At 33.8% G+C, this 18,877-nt stretch carries 16 protein-coding genes; 9 read left to right on the top strand and 7 right to left on the bottom strand.

Annotation, left to right across the window (positions count from 1 at the left end; genetic code table 11):
- Window positions 1-136: 136 nt before the first annotated feature.
- From rlmN to QY331_03850, 6 genes are all read left to right on the top strand, one after another.
- Window positions 137-1,201 (top strand): 23S rRNA (adenine(2503)-C(2))-methyltransferase RlmN, encoded by a 1,065-nt coding sequence (gene rlmN / locus QY331_03875; GenBank protein ID WKZ70395.1) that lies wholly within the window; start codon window positions 137-139, stop codon window positions 1,199-1,201.
- A 14-nt stretch (window positions 1,202-1,215) separates the two neighbouring features.
- Window positions 1,216-1,641 (top strand): hypothetical protein, encoded by a 426-nt coding sequence (locus tag QY331_03870; protein WKZ70394.1) that lies wholly within the window; start codon window positions 1,216-1,218, stop codon window positions 1,639-1,641.
- A gap of 65 nt (window positions 1,642-1,706) precedes the next feature.
- Window positions 1,707-1,949: a helix-turn-helix transcriptional regulator gene (locus tag QY331_03865; GenBank protein WKZ70393.1), complete on the top strand. Its 243-nt coding sequence runs from the start codon at window positions 1,707-1,709 to the stop codon at window positions 1,947-1,949.
- Window positions 1,940-2,416: a hypothetical protein gene (locus QY331_03860; protein WKZ70392.1), complete on the top strand. Its 477-nt coding sequence runs from the start codon at window positions 1,940-1,942 to the stop codon at window positions 2,414-2,416. The genes QY331_03865 and QY331_03860 overlap by 10 nt, the downstream gene beginning before the upstream one ends.
- Before the next feature lie 3 nt (window positions 2,417-2,419).
- Window positions 2,420-2,737 (top strand): multidrug efflux SMR transporter, encoded by a 318-nt coding sequence (locus tag QY331_03855; protein ID WKZ70391.1) that lies wholly within the window; start codon window positions 2,420-2,422, stop codon window positions 2,735-2,737.
- An 8-nt stretch (window positions 2,738-2,745) separates the two neighbouring features.
- Window positions 2,746-3,294, top strand: coding sequence for an RNA methyltransferase (locus QY331_03850; protein WKZ70390.1), 549 nt, complete (start codon window positions 2,746-2,748; stop codon window positions 3,292-3,294).
- On the opposite strand, the gene QY331_03845 is transcribed toward QY331_03850, so the two are convergent.
- From QY331_03845 to secA, 4 genes are read right to left on the bottom strand one after another with little or no spacing between them, the layout of a single operon-like run.
- The gene (locus QY331_03845; protein WKZ70389.1) at window positions 3,281-3,934 is read right to left on the bottom strand and encodes an ATP-binding protein; all 654 of its coding nucleotides are present in this window, start codon (window positions 3,932-3,934) and stop codon (window positions 3,281-3,283) included. The genes QY331_03850 and QY331_03845 overlap by 14 nt on opposite strands.
- Before the next feature lie 5 nt (window positions 3,935-3,939).
- Window positions 3,940-6,108, bottom strand: a complete 2,169-nt coding sequence (locus QY331_03840; GenBank protein WKZ70388.1) for a tetratricopeptide repeat protein — start codon at window positions 6,106-6,108, stop codon at window positions 3,940-3,942.
- A gap of 14 nt (window positions 6,109-6,122) precedes the next feature.
- Complete coding sequence (locus QY331_03835; protein ID WKZ70387.1) at window positions 6,123-6,461, bottom strand: P-II family nitrogen regulator; 339 nt, start codon at window positions 6,459-6,461, stop codon at window positions 6,123-6,125.
- Between the two features lie 9 nt (window positions 6,462-6,470).
- Window positions 6,471-9,533, bottom strand: a complete 3,063-nt coding sequence (gene secA / locus QY331_03830) for a preprotein translocase subunit SecA (GenBank protein ID WKZ70386.1) — start codon at window positions 9,531-9,533, stop codon at window positions 6,471-6,473.
- Window positions 9,534-9,717: 184 nt separating this feature from the next.
- On the opposite strand from secA, the gene QY331_03825 reads away from it, so the two are divergent.
- From QY331_03825 to QY331_03815, 3 genes are all read left to right on the top strand, one after another.
- Window positions 9,718-12,510 carry a hypothetical protein gene (locus QY331_03825; protein WKZ70385.1) on the top strand — a complete coding sequence of 931 codons (2,793 nt, stop codon included), beginning with the start codon at window positions 9,718-9,720 and terminating at the stop codon, window positions 12,508-12,510.
- The gene (locus QY331_03820; protein ID WKZ70384.1) at window positions 12,507-14,381 is read left to right on the top strand and encodes a DUF2723 domain-containing protein; all 1,875 of its coding nucleotides are present in this window, start codon (window positions 12,507-12,509) and stop codon (window positions 14,379-14,381) included. Before QY331_03825 ends, QY331_03820 begins: the two co-directional genes overlap by 4 nt.
- 64 nt (window positions 14,382-14,445) lie before the next feature.
- Window positions 14,446-14,874, top strand: a complete 429-nt coding sequence (locus QY331_03815; protein WKZ70383.1) for a hypothetical protein — start codon at window positions 14,446-14,448, stop codon at window positions 14,872-14,874.
- A 53-nt stretch (window positions 14,875-14,927) separates the two neighbouring features.
- Here the strand turns inward: QY331_03815 and QY331_03810 are convergent, their stop codons facing one another.
- From QY331_03810 to ftsH, 3 genes are read right to left on the bottom strand one after another with little or no spacing between them, the layout of a single operon-like run.
- Window positions 14,928-16,016: a DUF4837 family protein gene (locus QY331_03810; protein WKZ70382.1), complete on the bottom strand. Its 1,089-nt coding sequence runs from the start codon at window positions 16,014-16,016 to the stop codon at window positions 14,928-14,930.
- Between the two features lie 55 nt (window positions 16,017-16,071).
- Complete coding sequence (locus QY331_03805) at window positions 16,072-16,752, bottom strand: SEC59/DGK1/VTE5 family protein (GenBank protein WKZ70381.1); 681 nt, start codon at window positions 16,750-16,752, stop codon at window positions 16,072-16,074.
- Window positions 16,724-18,859 (bottom strand): ATP-dependent zinc metalloprotease FtsH, encoded by a 2,136-nt coding sequence (gene ftsH, locus QY331_03800; GenBank protein WKZ70380.1) that lies wholly within the window; start codon window positions 18,857-18,859, stop codon window positions 16,724-16,726. The genes QY331_03805 and ftsH overlap by 29 nt, the downstream gene beginning before the upstream one ends.
- Window positions 18,860-18,877 lie beyond the last annotated feature (18 nt).

Genomic DNA, 18,877 nt, shown 5'->3' with positions numbered 1-18,877 from the left:
TGTGAGGTTTATATTTATTTAGTAAAAAAGATTTTCTTACGAGTTCTGCGAAATCTTAGCTTTTCAAACTACTTAATGTTTGTAGAAATTTCAATAAAAATACCTATACACCAATTTGTTTATTATATTTGCACCCATGTCAAATAAAAGTAATAAAATAGAATTAAAGGGGATGACTCTTTCCGAAATAAAGAATTTTTTTGAATCTATCGGTGAAAAATCATTCCGCGGTGAACAGGTTTTTAATTGGTTATACAATCATCTCGAATTTGATTTTGACAATATGTTAAATCTGTCCAAAGAGTTGAGAGAAAAATTAAAAGAAAAAGTTTCATTGATTAGTTTGGATTTGATTGACTATCAGGATTCTCCAACTACAATGACAAAAAAATATCTTTTCAAGACTTTTGATGGGAAGTTGATCGAATCCGTGGTTATTCCGGATAAAGACAGAAATACACTTTGCATTTCAACTCAGGTCGGATGTCCGTTGGATTGTAAATTTTGCGCAACAGGTTTAATGGGATATAAAAGAAATTTAACTTCGGGTGAAATTGTTGATCAATATTTATTAGCCGCAAAAGAATATGGCAAAAAGTTTATCACAAATATTGTTTTTATGGGAATGGGTGAGCCGTTGTTAAATTTCCAAAATACTTCGGATGCGATTAGAATTTTTACAAACGAACTTAATACAGGTTTAAGTAGAAATAGAATTACATTATCCACTGCAGGAATTCCACATAAAATTAAAGAACTTGCGGATAATGAAATCAGAATTAAGCTTGCATTGTCAATTCATTCTTGTTTTGAAGATATTCGCTCGAAGATAATGCCGATCAATGAAAAATATTCACTCAAAGAAAATATTGACGCACTTAGATATTATTCTGAAAAGACAAAGACTAGAATTACATTCGAATACACCATGCTAAAAGATTTGAACGATCGACCGGAAGATGTGAAAGCATTAACACAACTCTGCAAAAGTCTTCCATCAAAAATTAATATAATCCCCTTCAACTCGATTAAACATATGGACCCGGATGGATTTTCCGGTCAACTTGAACCAACAACTTATCAAAAAATCGAAGAGTTTGCCGAGCAATTAAGAAATAATGGGATTACAGTATTAATTAGAAATACACAAGGTGATGATATTGCGGCAGCATGCGGACAGCTTGCCGTTAAAGCATCTTAATGAAAGGAAATTACATGAAATATCTTATTATAATACTATTATTTACACTAACAATTTCAGCTCAATCAAAACCCGGGAAAAAAGACAGTCTTCTCACTTCCTCAAAAAAGATTGAACAAACAAATGAGCAGCTACGCAATGATATTGATGCGCTTAAAAAATTGAGAGATTCACTTCAACAAAAACTACGGGTTGAATTAAAAGAATTATACATTTTAAGGTATGGTGAAGAAGCCGGTTCGAAAGTTTCGCTTGGTCAGATATGGACCGGGATGACCGAAGAAATGATGAAGGATAGCTGGGGTGAACCCGATAGTGTTACGGTAAACAATCAACCCTGGGGAAAATTTAGTCAATGGTATTATGGAGATATTACTTACTTTTTCAAAAATGGTGAACTTTTTGACTGGGAATCCCCTAAAACCGAAGAGAAGAAATAATTGTAAAGGGTACTTGACTCAATCATCAATTCTGCATAACTTGTAAAGTACACTTTACATTTTATATGAAACTGGCCAACGATTTAAAAAAATTTAGAGAAAGCCGTGGAAGTATTTCTCAAGAAGCCTTGGCAACTGCAGTGGGTGTTTCACGCCAGACAATAATCTCGATCGAGAAAGGTAAATTTATTCCCTCAGCTTTTCTTGCGTTAAAAATCGCAAAATACTTTGATACAAGTGTTGAAGATATTTTCTATTTAATAGACGGACAAAATAATAAAATACGTTGGAGGGTAAAATGGAAGTGAAAATAATTATTATCGTCCTCCTCCTTTTCTTATTCACAGGTGCATGGATTATTTCTAATTCAGAATTTGCACATAAAATAATTATGTCTGATAAATTATTTTATGGTACAAATATCGTTCTGTTAATCTGCAGCGGACTCGGTCTAATACTCACTATTATTTTAGGTGATGAAATATTGACAACCCATCTTTTCGAAATTCTTCTAATACCAGCTTTAGCAGCTTTCTTATTGACTGCAGTTTCCAAGAATAGGAAAAATTCCGAAGATAAATACGATGAAAAACAGCAAAGTAATATGAAAGAAGCCGCCGCATTTTCTTGGATGATTCTTCTAATAGCAATGTTTATTACCTATGCTTTCTATTATGCCGGTAACGTCACTGGCTTGTTTTTTTTTCCTTTACTTTTAAATATTGCATTCGTTTCGTATTCAGCATCGTTAATTTACTTTTATAAGTTGGGATAATTTATGGCATGGATTTACATTTTAGTTGCCGCAGTTTTTGAAATCAGTTGGGCAATTGGTTTAAAATATAGTGAAGGATTTACTAATCTGCGAGCTTCTATTTTTACTGTAATTACAATGATTCTGAGTTATATTTTTCTAGCAATGGGAGTAAAATATATTCCTGTTGGGACTGCATATGCTGTCTGGACAGGGATTGGTGCTGTAGGGGTTGCGATATATGGAATGTTCTTCTTTAATGAGTCGAAGGATGTTTTGAGAATAATATTTATCCTATTAATTGTTACAGGCGTAATCGGATTACGATTAACAAGCAAGTAGAAAATTGTATGAGAAAATTATCACATTCAGAAATTTCGGAAAACAGAAGTACAATTGAGTCAATCGAAACCGTTCGGAAATTACCAGTTGTTGTTGTATTAGACAGCATAAGAAGCAGTTACAATGTCGGCTCAATTTTCAGAACTTCCGACGGAGCAATGATCGAAAAATTAATACCTACCGGCTACACTCCTCATCCTCCCAAAAAAGATGTCCTGAAAACATCACTTGGTTCACAAGATAGTGTTGTTTGGGAATTTTTTAAAGATCCTGTTGAGCCGATTAAACATTATAAAAAGTTGGGATACAAAATTTGTGCGCTAGAACAGACTACAAAAAGTCTCCCCCATTACTCACTGGATAAAAACTACTTTCCGATGTGTTTAATAATTGGGAATGAAATAACCGGCGTTAAGCAAGTGTTAATTGATTTATGTGATTTCTCTATCGAAATTCCGCAGTATGGAATTAAGCAAAGTCTCAATGTTGCTGTTGCGTACGGTATCTCAATTTTTGAATTGCGCAGAGTGTTTGACAAAAAACTTAAACAAGAGTAAAAAATTCCTCTCCATTTTCTTTGTGATGAATAAATAGCAAGTTTGCTCTAACCATATTAATTAAAGTTCTGGAAGCTCTTCTGCTAGAAAGATTTGCTTTTTCTGCTAAGTCTTTTACGGTAACTGAATCATTATTCTGAAGCAATTCAAAAACTACTTTTTCATTTTTTGTAACTGAATAATTTACAAGGGATGAACCACTAGTTTTATTCTGCAATAATTTTATCATCTCCTTACTTGCCGGGATACTTTTGTCATTTACTCTTACGTAAACTTGCGCCGTATTCAAATCAAGTCTATTCTGATAGTCTTGAATTCTGTGCGGTTTAATTTGTGATTCGGGAATTTCAACAATAACAAGCTCGTCTTGCCCAATGTTAATAAACTCTAACGAATATTTTAAAGGTGGTTCACAATACTTTTCCGCGGCAGTCTTGATTAACTCTGCTTCACCTTTTTCACTAAGAACTCCACATATCTTACCATTATCCTCAACACCAAAAATTATTATTCCACCTTTTGTATTGGCAAAAGCGAGCATCTCTTTTGCAATTTTATCTTCTGATGAAAAACGTTTTTTAAATTCAACGGTGAGTTTTTCGCCCTCTTCAATTAATTTAATTAATTGTTTCCGGGTCATGTTGCTTAATCGTTTTTGGTTTGGGTTGTGTCTGTCGGTTCTTCTAAATTCACGGGAGAATTAATAATCTGTTCATTGATTACTTGCGTATCTTCATCTAAAATTTCCTTTTGTGTTTCTGGCTGCGGATCCAATTCTTGCTGTTTTGCATCTTCTTCTGCTTTCTTCTTTTCATTTTCAATTCTTTGTTGTTCGGCTTTGTAATTATTTACTTTCGGATTAACTGCTTTTGCATAATCACTATTTCTATATTCATCGACCAACACAGAATAATAAACTGCCGCTGAGTCAGGCTGATTAATTTTATTTTCATAAATCCAGCCGATAGTATACAACGATTTTGGTTTGAATATTGATTCTGGATGTTCATGAGAAATATTCTTTAATATCACTAATGCAGAATCAAGTTCTCCTTCTTCTATTTGGGATTCGGCAATTAAATATTTGGTTTGTGCCGGATCTGAATCGGTAAACAACAATGGTTTATTAAGCTTTTTAGCCGATTCATTTGCTAAAGGATGAGTTTTATACTCATTGTAAACTTCTAAATAGAGACTGTCACTTTGCTCTTTATTACCTTTTGTTTCAAAATAGGTTGCAAGAGCAAACATTACACGAGGTTTATATTTGGTTTCCGGATAATCCTTTAGCAATAAGTCATAATAATAATATGCTGAATCAGGCCTCATCAAATCTGAAAAGAACAAATTTCCCAAGGCAAAGTAATCTTTCGCAATTTTAGATTCCAAAGAATCTATACCAACTGTTGGAAATATTGGTTTGATTTCGAGTATATAATCATCGTCAAAATCATCAACACTGAATATTGGGGTTGTTGATATTACAGAATCGGCAGCAGCAAGTGTTGAAGTTGTATCAGATATTGCTGCAGTATCTGTTGGTGTTGTAATGTTAGTATTAGTGGTATCAGTGCCGAAAGGTTGATCAATCTTCTGATCATTTTTCACTGCACCGGACTGGACAAGAAACCTATTATATGCTAAGGAATCTCTAAAAAATTCTTGTGGTTCCAAAATGTACGTGATTTGTCGACTAGATTGTTGAATATCAGACTTAAATTTGATGTAACTTGTGATCGACTGAGAATATATTTCGGCGGTTTCTTTTAATTCTTGATCTACATTGTTGCCTTTTACCTTATCATAATAAACTTTAGCAGAATCATAATCCGCATAAACATTTCTCATAATTTCACCGAGCATAAGATTTGCTTTGATAGCTCCTTTGCTCGAAGCATATAATGAATTTACGTCGGTAAAAATATTAAATGCCCGTTCGTAATTTTCAGCACTGTATTCAATCATTCCAATCTCATAATAAACATCACCCCAAAAGCTTGAATACTTGCCTTCATTGTAAAGACTATTTAGCATATCTCGGCTTTCATCAATTTGTCCAAGTTCCCTTTTTAATTTAGCAAGTTCAAATTGACTATTAAATGCAGTCTCAAAATCGGGAGAATAATCAAGTACAGAAGCAAATGCTGAAGCGGCTTCTTCTTGATTATTAAACTTAAGGTGAAGCAACCCAATTTGATAAAGTACTAATGCACTAAATTTATCATCTTCAGAAATTTCAATATATTTTTCGCCTTCACTTATAGCGGTTTCAAATTGTTCGCGGTCAATGTGATATGAAATAATAATTTTATAAGCATCGTTTAGAACTTCTTCATCTTCGCGCACTAGAGCAGAGTCTCTAACTTCTTCAACTATTTTCAATCCCTTTTCAAAGTTTCGCATCTGTAATTCGCATTTACCGATCCACAATCTACTGATTAGATCATACTCATCTGTTCCTAAACTTGCTAATTCTTGAAATTTTCGATTGGCTTTTATGTAATCACCATTATAGTAAAAAGCCCAACCGCTAATGAATAAAGCATTATCAAAATATGATGATTCCGCTTCATGCTGCAATATTTTTGAAGCTTTCTCCTGAATTTTGATGAGGTTTGTTTTGATTGTACCGGTTATTTCCGGTTCTTTCAATTGAAAAGGATCTTTAGGGAGTTTTGAAATTTCTTCGTCTACTTGGTAATACAGTTCGCGAGTGTTAAAATAAAGATTAAAAAATGTTGTGAAGTCAGTCCAAATTCCACAACCGGTAAAAATCAGCAAAATAGCTATAGGCAGAAATTTTTTAATCCTCATACTCACATCAATTCCTATAATGCTTCCGGACCTGATTCGTCCGTTCTTATTCTTATAATGTCTTCTATATTGTAAATAAATATTTTACCGTCACCGACCTGACCTGTCTTTGCATGCGTTAATATTGCATCGATCACTTTTTCAACCATCGGATCATCAACAACAACTTCAATTTTAATTTTGGGAACAAATTCAATCTGATATTCGCTTCCGCGATATGTTTCTTTATGACCTTTTTGCCTTCCATATCCACGAACTTCGGAAATAGTTAAACCACGTACACCTTCTTCAAGCAAAGCTTCTTTAACTTCATCCAATTTAAAGGGACGAATAATGGCCTCAATTTTTTTCATATGGACCTCTTAAGTTCTGCCATGACAATTTTTGAATTTTTTACCGCTCCCACAAGGACATGGATCGTTACGACCGACTTTTTCTTCTTGTCTAACAATTGGTTGAACTTTACCCCTTCTACCACCTTCATCTTGCTGACCGCTGCCTTGCATCCCAAGATTAGTAACACTGTCCTTAATAGTAGTTATTCTTTGCATAGGCTTTTGTCTTCTTTGCTGAACTTCATCAGGTTGAGCCGGGAAAAATTTAAAGCAGAATGATATTGTATCGTTTCGTAATCTCTCTAACAATTGAACAAACAACTTGAAACCTTCTGATTTGTATTCGATGAGAGGATCTTTCTGACCATAAGCTCGAAGACCAATTCCTTCTTTAAGATCATCCATTTCACGAAGATGTTCTTTCCATTTATCGTCAATTACAGATAGGACTGCATATCTTTCTAAGCGGGCCATAAGTTCGTGGCCAAGCATTTCTTCTTTTCGTTTATAGAAACTCTTCGCTTCTTCAAGAATTTTTTCCTTAAGACCATCTTTACCGATTGATTCATAATTCTCAGGATTTATTTTATAATCGACTAAAAGATTTTGAAGTAACGCTTCTCTTATAGCTTCGGTTTCAGCGTTCTCATAATGTTCATTTAGCAAGTCTTCAACATACTCTTCAAGATATGCAAAGACTTCACCTTTCAATCTTTCACCCTCAAGAGCTTGACGTCGTTTTGAATAAATAACTTCACGTTGTTGATTCATAACGTTATCGTATTCAAGAAGTCTTTTACGAATTGCAAAATTATTTTCTTCGACTTTTTTCTGTGCACGTTCAACCGATCTGGTGATAAGCGGATGTTGAATTACTTCACCTTCTTCCAAACCGATTTTACCCATAACGGATGCGGCTCTGTCACTTCCGAATAATCTCATCAAATCATCTTCAAGCGAGATATAGAATTTAGTTGTACCGGGATCGCCTTGTCTTCCCGAACGACCTCGCAACTGTCTATCAATTCTGCGGGATTCATGACGTTCAGTACCAAGGATAAATAGTCCGCCGCGTTCTCTGACACCTGCACCAAGCTTTATATCGGTTCCTCGACCGGCCATGTTAGTTGCAATTGTAACTGCGCCCGGTTGACCTGCATGTGCAACAATTTCAGATTCTCTTTTATGTTGTTTAGCATTCAATACATTGTGAGGAACGCCTTGACGTTTCAACATTCTGCTTATGGTTTCAGAAACTTCAACACTTGTAGTACCAACTAGTATCGGACGCTGTTCATCACGCAGTTCTTTTATCTTCTCAATTACAGCATTATACTTCTCTCGTTTGGTTCTAAAGATGGCATCGTCTTCATCTTCTCTAACTACCGGTTTGTTTGTCGGAATTACAACGACTTCCAGTTTGTAAATTTCGAAAAACTCGCCTTCTTCTGTTTCTGCAGTTCCTGTCATACCGGCAAGTTTGTTGTAAAGTCTGAAATAGTTTTGAAGAGTAATAGTAGCTAATGTCTGTGTATCACGTTCAACTTTTACATTCTCTTTTGCTTCAATTGCTTGATGAAGACCGTCGGAATATCTTCTTCCCGGTAGAACACGACCGGTAAAAGTATCAACAATTGCAATTTTGCCGTCTTCAGTAATTACGTATTCATCATCTTTCTCAAATAGTGAATATGCTTTTAACAATTGGTTTATCGTATGAATTCTATCACTTCTTTCACTATAAACTTGATAAAGTTCATCCTTCTTTACTTTGAGATCTTCTTCGCTTAAGGAAGGATCATTTTCGAGTTTACTGATTTCGGTACCAAGATCTGGTAAAACGAAATAATCTTTACCCTCGGATGAACCGCGAGAAAGTTCTTCCCTACCTTTTTCCGATAGATCAATAGTGTTTTGTTTTTCTTCAATTGCGAAATAGAGTTCAGCATCAATTTCTGGCATGCGCTTTCCTTTTTCACGCAAAAATTCAAGCTCGGTACTTTGCAACAATTTCTTATAATCCGGATCGGATAAAACCTTCATTAATCTCTTATGTTTCGGATATCCGCGGTATGCCCTTAATAATGCTATTCCCGCCTTTTCAATATTAGATTTATCATTGTTATTTTTAAGTAGTTCTTCAGCTTCCTGTACCAACGACGCCACTAGTGAAGACTGTTTTTTAAATAACCTTTCAATCAGCGGTTTCATTTCATGAAACTTATGATCATCAACTTCGACTGGACCAGAAATTATTAACGGAGTTCTTGCTTCATCAATAAGAACAGAATCAACCTCATCAACAATTGCGTAATTATGACCTCGTTGCACACAATTCTCTTTTGAGATTGCCATATTATCGCGCAAATAATCGAAACCAAATTCGTTGTTTGTTCCGTAAGTGATGTCACATTTATAAATTTCTTTTCGTTGCTCGGGTGACATTGTGTTAAGTATGCACCCAACTGTCAATCCATGAAATTTAAAAACTTCACCCATCCATTCACTATCTCGTTGAGCAAGATAATCGTTGACGGTAACAACATGTACACCTTGTCCGCTTAGCGCATTTAGGTAGATTGGCATTGTAGCAACTAATGTTTTACCTTCGCCGGTAGCCATTTCAGCAATTTTACCTTGATGAAGAACAATACCGCCAATAAGTTGAACATCATATGGTATCATATCCCAATGGATTTTATTTCCGGCAGCCATCCATTCTTTACCAACTAATCTTCTGCAAGTATCTTTTACAACCGCGAATGCTTCGGGAAGTATTTCATTTAAAATGGTTTGATATTCTTCATGCAATTCATCTTCAAGAGCTTCAAGTTCGTCATAGATTGGATTTTTATCCTCGAGTTCGTCATCTTGAAGCTTAACTTTTAGTTCTTCGATGTGCTTTTTAGATTCGCCGACGTGTTCTTCAATGCGTTTTCGGAATTCTTCTGTTTTTTCTTTTAATTGCTCATCCGTTAAATCTATTAGTTTTTCGTACTCTTGATTTATTTGATCAACAATTGGTGAAATTTCTTTAATTGAACGAGTATTTTTGTCCCCGAACAACTTTTTTATCAAGCCTGAAACCATCCAAATCTCCGTTTTGTATCCAAAAAGTAAAGTTAAATAAAGGGCTTGCGAAATGCAATTTGGCTCATATTAGAGTAAATTAAGTACCAACCTTATAAATTATTTTGTGAAATTTGTTTCGTCAAATTATCGGATATATACGAGTTTAACAATGTATAAATTTGGGATGTTTTGAGGAAAATATTTGAGTAATGAAGAAATAAAATATTCTTTGTCCGAAGCATTCAAGAATTTCTTGGTAAATGTTTCAGAAGGAATTATTACCGGTGAGCAATATGATCTAGTAATAGAAAAGCTCAACGAAAATGCAATCAAGTATTTTTTTGATAACTCATCAGAGTCAAATCTAATAAGAATACTCTCTTCAATATTTGATAAAAAAACCTTTCTAATTGATTCATTAAAGTACCATCACCATTTGGAAATCATTTGTGCAATCAGTTCGCTAAGCAATTATTTAACTGATATTATTGTGCGAAATCCGGAATATCTCTATAAGATTTTTGATCAAGACTATTTATCATCAAGCATTGAAGATGAAATTCTCTTTACGGAAATTGATAATTCAGTCGATAACTTCAAAACCCTTGCTTCAAAAACAAAAATGCTTCGTAACTTGAAAAGAAAGTATCTGCTTAAAATTGGTGTTTGCGATATTCTTGCTTTTAAAGATTTAAAACAGACTACCGCAGATTTATCAAAACTGGCAAACTTACTTTCCTCAAAATTATTTGAGATTTGCTATGAAGAAATTGGTAAAAAGTACGCCATTGAATTACCTAAGGATTATGCTTTATGTTCGCTCGGAAAACTTGGTGGCAACGAATTAAATTATAGTTCAGATATTGATTTGATCTTACTCTATAAAGAAAATTTTGAAATCGAAAAAGTAAATAGAGATTACCACGAATTAATTTCCGAAGCTCTGCAAGTATTCATCAGAGAAGCAACTTCAATAACTTCGAGTAGTTATTTGTATAGAGTTGACTTCAGACTTCGTCCGGATGGCAGAAATTCTTTACTCTGCAGAACAATTTCGGATTATCTACGTTACTATGAGACCCGCGGTGAAGATTGGGAACGCCAGATGTTAATTAAACTCGGCTTTGTTGCTGGAGATAAGAATCTATTCCTTCACTTCAAAAATTATATTGATGGCTTTATATATCCTAAATCTTTTCACAATTCGATCACAGAAACGATTACCAAAATGAAAAGATCGATAGAAGCCGGATTAATAGATGAGACAAATATTAAACTTATTCCAGGTGGGATTCGTGATATAGAATTTTCAGTTCAAGCTTTGCAACTTATGAACGGCGGAAGATTTCCTAAATTAAAAACCGGAAATACTCTTGAAGCATTGAACGAATTATTAAGAACAGATCTAATAACTCTAACAGAATATAAAGTTCTAAAGGATGCTTACATTCTTTACAGAAAACTTGAACATTTTGTTCAATTGATGAATGATAAACAGACACATTCACTTCCTCAAGATGAAGACCTTTCAAATAAATTATCAAAATTTTTAAATTATAAAACAGCAGATGAATTAAATAACACAATTAATGATTATAGAAGATCTGTAAAAGAAATTTATACAAGTATAGTTGAAATAAAATCCGGTGAAAGTAAAAGCAATTATGCAGATATAAATTTCCGAGACATTCATAAAGCTAAATCCAATGTTAAATTTTTATCCTCAGGTTTGAGTTTATTGGGAGAAAAACAATTTGATATAACAACAATCAAGTTATTTCATGAAATTGAACCTGAGTTAGTTGGTTATTTACAGAGTTCGAATTCACCGGATTTAGTGTTAGAAAATTTTATAAAAGTAATCCGCAATTCAAGCATTCCTTCGGTATGGTATAGTTCATTTAAGGATACCTCATTCTTTAAAACTTTTTTAACCATTTGTGAATTTGGTCAACGAAGTATTGACTATATGTTTAGTTCAAAAAAACTACGTGATCTTTTCCTAAGTAAAAAAGTTTTTAATGAAGTTGATGTCAGGAACATAGAATCATTAGAAACAGTTTTGTTTATCCTGTCCGTTCAATTTACTATTGGATTAATTGATAACAAGTGTTTCTCCGATACTTTATCGAGCTTCATAACAAAAAAAGTCATTTTACATATTGAAGAAAAAAAAATCAGTTACCCATTTTTTGTAGCCGGTTTGGGAAGTTTTGCGACTTCGGAAATGAGTTTCGGTTCCGATGTCGATTTAATTGTTGTTGTTGAAGATTTAAATACCAGTCCTTCGGCTCAAAATGATTTTCAAGAATTACTTGTTGAATTACGAAAGACATTAAATCCCATTGAGGTGGATTTTCGTTTGCGCCCTGAAGGAAACAATTCACCACTCGTTTGGGATTTAGAAGGTTATTCAAAATATATTAATTCCCGTATGAGGATTTGGGAGTTTCAGGCTTTATCAAAAGCTAAATTTTTATACGGTTCTGAGAATATTTTTGATTCACTTATTAATTCCGTATCCAAAAAACTTAATGATTATTCAAATGATTTTATCATTGAAGAAGTTAACAAAATGTATAAATCTAAGCTGAGTTTTTCACATACAAATCAAACCAAGTTGGATGTTAAGAATAGTCATGGTGCTTTAATTACAATTGATACTATATTGGGATCACTTCAATTAAGAAATTCCAAATATTATAGGGAATTCGTTAATTGTAGTCATTCAGACAAACTTAGATTGCTCAATGATTTTTTCACTCTCGAGGAAAGTGAAAGAATTAAACAAAACTTTTTATTTTTGAAAAAGTGTCAAATTACAATGCAAAACTTATTTGTTATGAATAAATCAGTAATTCCAAACGATAAAAATAAAATTCAACAATTAGCCCATGTTTTAGGATTTGATGATTCTAAATCTTTTATTGAGTCGCTGCAAAAAATATTTAAAGAAAATATTGATCTATTAAATAAGACGAGAAATTTTCTGTGAAGATTTTTTCAAAATTCTATGCTGAAATTACAGCTTTAGTCGTTTTTATAATTTATACATTTACTCTTGCCCCGACAATAATTCATTTAGATGCCGGTGAATTGACTGCTGTTCAAGCAACTCTCGGGATTGCACATCCAACCGGCTATCCTCTTTTTACAATTTTAGGATACTTTGTTTCCAAGTTATTCCTTTTTGTTGATACTGTACTCGTCTTAAATCTATTGGTTTCTATTTATTGTGCCGGTTCGGTTTATATTTTAGCAAAACTTACATTTTTACTATTGAGCAACTTTTCCGAAAAAGTTAAAATTGGGAAAAAATTTCAGCAGCATTTAATTGATATTCCGATCGATTCAAAAGGAGTAATTGCTTCGGTTGTAGGATTAATGGTTGGCTTTTCAAAAACCTTTTGGTTTCAGAGTACTTCTGTCGAAGTTTATTCACTTCACTTACTTTTGATAAGTTTAATTTTATTTTTTGCAGTACGCGCTTATTATAACATAGGTAAATATGATTGGTATTTTGTTGCGATATTTTTAGCATTTGCGTTCTCTAATCACATGACCACTTTGCTCTTGTTACCTGGAATTGCATTACTCTTCTTTAATCAAAATGGATTAAAAAAAGAATCATTCTTAAAAATTACAAAGATGATTGCAATATTTGTCCCCCTACTCGTTGTCATATATTCTTACTTACCAATTCGTGCATTACAAGAACCAATCTTGAACTGGGGAAATCCAATAGATTTTGAACGAATCATACGACATATTACCGGTAAACAATATCAGGTTTGGATTTTCTCTTCGACCGAAGCAGCAAAAAAGCAATTTGAATATTTTGTCAACTCACTTCCAATAGAATTAGGCTACATAGGGTTGATTATATCGATGATCGGCATTCCGATTTTACTTAAGTATACAAAAATCCTTGGAATATTTTTTTTAATAAACTTTTTCAGCACACTTTTTTATTCTATTAATTATGATATTGCAGATATCGATGCTTACTTTTTACTTGCTTTTATTTCCTTAATAATTTTTTCATCTGCTTTATTTATAAAGTTTATACAAAGACTTAGTAAGAAATTCATTTACTTATTCTTTGCTATTCCTCTTGTTATGGTTGTAATTAACTTTAATAATGTCGATCAGAGCAATAAATATGCGTTCGAAGACTACACAAAATCTATTTTAGAAAACTCTACCGAGAATAGTATTGTGATGAGCTATTTGTGGGATTATTTTATTTCACCAAGTTATTACTACCAATTTGTTGAAAATTATCGTGATGATGTTGTAATCGTTGACAAAGAATTATTGAGACGTTCATGGTATTTTAGCCAATTAAGCAATCTCTATCCTGAAGTAATGGCTAATGTTTCGACGCAATCAATTTCGTTTTTAAAAGCATTAGAACCTTTTGAAAAGGATGAAGCTTATGATAGTCGATTGTTGGAAGAACGATTTAGAAACCTGCTTACTTCTTTTATATCAAATAATATAGAAGAGAGAGATTTTTATATAACACCGGAATTATTTTTAAATGAAATTAAAAGTGGTGAACTTACTCTGCCCAAGGGATATGAATTAGTTCCTATGGAATATACATTCAAAGTAGCAAAAGTCGGAGCGGACTATATTCCCATCAATTATAAGCAATCAGTCATTCGGTTTGACAATAATCTTAATCATTACGAAATAACCATCCGCAACTTAATTGTAAATGTAATGATCTATCGTTTGCTTTATGAAATACAATTTGGAATGTTTGAGAATGCAAAAGTTATTCACAATAAAATTAAGCATGATTTTCCGGAATACAACATTCCACCGGCAGTACTAAGAGAATTGGAAAAAATTCGTTGATTATATTTTGCACTTGAAAGCATTATCTTTTTTAATATATTACACAAAAAATTTGAGGCTTTAGATGAATTGTATTAAGAGACTTCTTACTATTTCAACAATCCTTTTGGCTTTCGGATTTTATCAATCGGCGGCACCAAGTTTACAAGCACAATCTTTATTCAAAATAAGTGCAGATGAACAGCCCGGGAATGGATCTTCTTCTGGAGAAAGTAGTGGAAATGAAGGAATTTATATAGCAGCCGGAGTAATCGTCGCGGCAATTGTCGGTTATACTCTTTATAAAAAAATTACAAAAGTAGAAGAGAAAGACACCACAACCAGTTCGACCTCTTCGTTAAACAGATTATTGGAAATTGAGAAGGCATCGTTTGCAAATCAACACCAAGAGTATAAAGAAAAAATTCCAGTTGATTTATTTTTTGCAATTAAAAATCCAAGTGTAATGTTACCGGAAAAATCGTATTCGATTGGAATTGGATATAGATTTTAAAACAAAATTGCCCAATCGAATGACTGGGCAATTAATTCCTCGTTTAAAAGTTATTACTTCAAGTGACTTAATAAATCATCGATCTTATCTTGTGATAGATCCGCCTTTGTGGTAAACGATTGCAATAAAACATCTACTTGCTGCAGCAAACGTTTCTTGTAATATTTTGGTGCATAGATTGACCCATCGAGCATATAAATCCGTTTCGTATCTTCATCGTAAAAAGTATAATTAACAAATGGTCCACCCATTGATTTATCCTTCATTCGCCACAAACCTTGAGTCATCAATGCGTATCTGCCTAAGAAATTTACTTCACTGGTGCTTATATAACTATCGGCAATTTCAACAGAAGAAGATAAGTCTGATGTAACATAGAATTTATCGGTTAAAAGATTTCTTACGGCATAGATTGAATCTTTTTCCAACATATTTGGTGATGCATTCTCAATCCAATGTACAAAAATCCATCTTTCCATATCGGTTCCGGGTGCTCTTCTAAACCAAACAAAATTTTCATTTTCATCTTCTTTTGCTAATTGGAAATCTGCCTGCACATAAATTATCCAACCATATTTATCGAGCAATTTAGCTTCAATTTCTTTCTGTTCATATTTTTCGTTGTAAAGGCTTTGGAATAATCTTTTATCGGAAATTTTTTGGAAATAATAAATCAAATTATCATGATCACTAAGTATTCTGGAGTTTAGCTTTTCTAAAGTTGGAGCAGTAATAATGCTAACTAACTGATCCCTAGCCCAAAGATCATATTTATTAAACACATACTCTGTTTCATTTTTTACAAGCTCAGTAACTGATGAATCCAAAATCGAATTAATATATTGGGAAGTGTATGAGCCCGAATTAAGTGGAGCAATAATAATTACATTTTTCTTGTTCTTTATTTCATCTAGGCGATTAACACTATGTCTTTTTAATTCAAAGATATTTTCCGGTTGAGGTGTATAAATTATTTTACCGAATACCTGAAGCAAGGAAGCCTCTAATTCATAAAATTCTGACGAATCGGCAACTACATATATCAAATCTTCTTCTCCGACCGCAGGTTTCTTTGAATCACATGATTGAATAAATAACGCAGAAATAAAAATTGCTGGAATTAAAAAGTATTTAAGTTTCATTTTGGTTTCTAAGTTTATTGTGCAAAATTATACATCGGACAATTGAGAAAGTTTCTCAATTAGGAACACCGCTTAAAACAAGATTCATATTTGGTAAGAACAATGCATAAAGAGCCCACATCGTAAATCCAATTGAAAGCGGGATTGTAAGATTATCATCGGCGTAACCATAGGAAATATTTTCAGCTATAGCTCCAACGAAAGCCGCAATAAAGCCGATTATATATTCAAGTTGAAGTCCATCAACTTTCGGAGCTAAAATAATGACAATACACGCGCTTATAAAAAATGCCGCTGTTCCTTCTAAACTTTTTGATAAAAATTTGATTCTCCCGAATCGTCTACCAATCAATGCCGCGGAAATGTCACTAATAATAAGGATTGTAAAAGCCGAAACGGTGATTACTTTTGGGAAGATTAAAACTGTAAGAACGGCTGCAATCAAAACATATGTTGCGCCGCTGAGATTTCTTTTCTCGTGATCCTTTTCATGTTCACGAAGTAAAAATCCGAATAGCTTATAGAATACTTTTCCAATTGAAGGGTTCTGATATCTGAGTAAATCTAGCGCAATGGAGAATATAACTAAGGGAACCAGTATAGTTAATGCAAGTTCCCTTGTTATAAAATAATAAATAACAGGGATTGAAAGCGAGACAAGATGAATCCCTTTTCTTAATATCTCATATTTATAGTCAATCGAACCTTTATCGAGTGCCGTCATCTTTTGTTTCATTATTTTCATCAGATGAATCGGTGTCTCGTTTCTTTCGCTCGTTCATCATTTTTTGAACATGATCAGGAATTTCATCTTCTGCATTCTTATCAACCGATTTTTCGCCATTAGGCTCTTTGCGAAGTGGTGGTAAATTTTCACCAGCCATAATTTTGTCTATTTCTTCAGAATCTAATATCTCTCTTTCAAGTAATTCTTTAGATAACTTATGAAGCATATCAAGATTATCATTAAGAATTTGTAACGCTCTTTGTTCGGCATCTAAAATTATACGCTTAACTTCAGAGTCAATCTCTTCCGCAGTTTTTTGACTGTAGTCTTGATGACGAGTAATTTCTCTTCCGAGAAAAATTTCTTCTTCATTTTGACCATATGCCAAAGGACCGAGTTTTTCACTCATACCCCATTCGCAAACCATTTTGCGAGCAATTTTGGTCGCCTTTTCAATATCGTTTCCGGCACCAGTTGTGTATCGATTGAAAACCAATTTCTCGGCAGCTCGTCCTCCAAGTGCGTAGGTGATCATCGCATTTAAGTATTCAAGCGAATAAGTGTGCTTCTCATCAACCGGTAAATAAGTTGTAACACCTAATGCTCTTCCCCGAGGAATGATTGTTACTTTATGAACCGGATCTGCCTCGGGAATTTTTCTTGCGACCAGAACGTGACCAATTTCATGATAAGCTGTTGTTTTCTTTTCTTCATCCGAAATTATCATACTTTTTCTTTCGGTACCCATCATTACTTTGTCTTTTGCTTCTTCAAAGTCAATCATACCAACGCTTTTTTTATTCTTACGTGCGGCAAGCAGAGCGGCTTCATTAACAAGGTTTGCCAATTCAGCTCCCGCTAAGCCCGGTGTTCCTTTCGCAAGTACTTTTAAGTCAACTTCAGGCTCTAAAGGAATTTTTCTAGTATGAACTTTTAACACACCTTCTCTTCCTTTAACATCCGGTCTATCGACAACAACTTGTCTGTCAAACCTACCAGGGCGAAGTAATGCCGGATCAAGTACATCAGGTCTGTTTGTAGCAGCAATGATGATTACACCGCTATTTTGTTCAAAACCATCCATCTCAACCAAGAGGGCATTTAATGTTTGTTCACGTTCATCATGACCGCCGCCTAAACCCGCACCTCTGTGCCGACCGACAGCATCAATTTCATCGATGAAAATTATGCATGGTGCATTTTTCTTTCCTTGTTCAAAAAGATCACGAACACGACTGGCACCAACACCGACAAACATTTCTACGAAATCCGCACCGGAAATTGTAAAGAACGGAACTCCTGCTTCACCGGCAACAGCTCTTGCTAATAAAGTTTTACCCGTTCCGGGAGGTCCCAATAACAAAACACCACGAGGAATTTTTCCGCCAAGTCTTTGGAATTTTGAAGGTTCTTTCAGAAATTCAATTATTTCTTCTAACTCTTGTTTTGCTTCATCGGCACCGGCAACATCTTTGAATGTTACTTTTGCGGATGATTCGGAAATAAGTTTAGCTTTACTTTTACCGAAGTTAAATATTCCCCTTGAACCACCTCCACCGGCTTGCATTCTTCGCATAATCAAAATCCAAACAGCGATGATTAATATCCAAGGTAACAGTCCTAGAATTACAGTAAGCCATTCATTAGATTCTTTAACGAAGGTATATTTAATTTCTTTATCATCCCATTTTTGAATTTGAGCTTGAAGCACAGGTTCAACAAATGTAACCGTAAAATTCTGAACACGAATGTAATTGTTATTAATGAGAATTCTTTCTTCTGAAGTAAGTTGCCCTTCAATCCGATAATCATTTATATCGGTTTTTACCACTTTTAATTCAGTGATTTTATCATCATTTAATAATTTTTCATAGAGGTCATAGGTTATTTCTGTACCTGTATTTGAACCTGTTCTCATAAACTGCATAAAAATTACTGCGGCAATAATTACAGCGCCCCAGCTAAAAACAGTTTTAATTACTTTCGACCAATCGAAATCACCATTTGGTTTATTTGAACCGCCACCCAAAGGTTTTTTACCTTTTGGATTTTTTGAGTTGTTTGGTCTCTTTTTATTCTCGTCTGCCATATTGTCTTTCTTAATTTCGTTATCCATTATTTGTAGCCTTATTTC

The sequence above is a fragment of the Melioribacteraceae bacterium genome, from assembly GCA_030584085.1.
In the GTDB taxonomy this organism is placed as follows: domain Bacteria; phylum Bacteroidota; class Ignavibacteria; order Ignavibacteriales; family Melioribacteraceae; genus SURF-28.
This window is presented reverse-complemented; position numbering and strand designations above follow the sequence as displayed.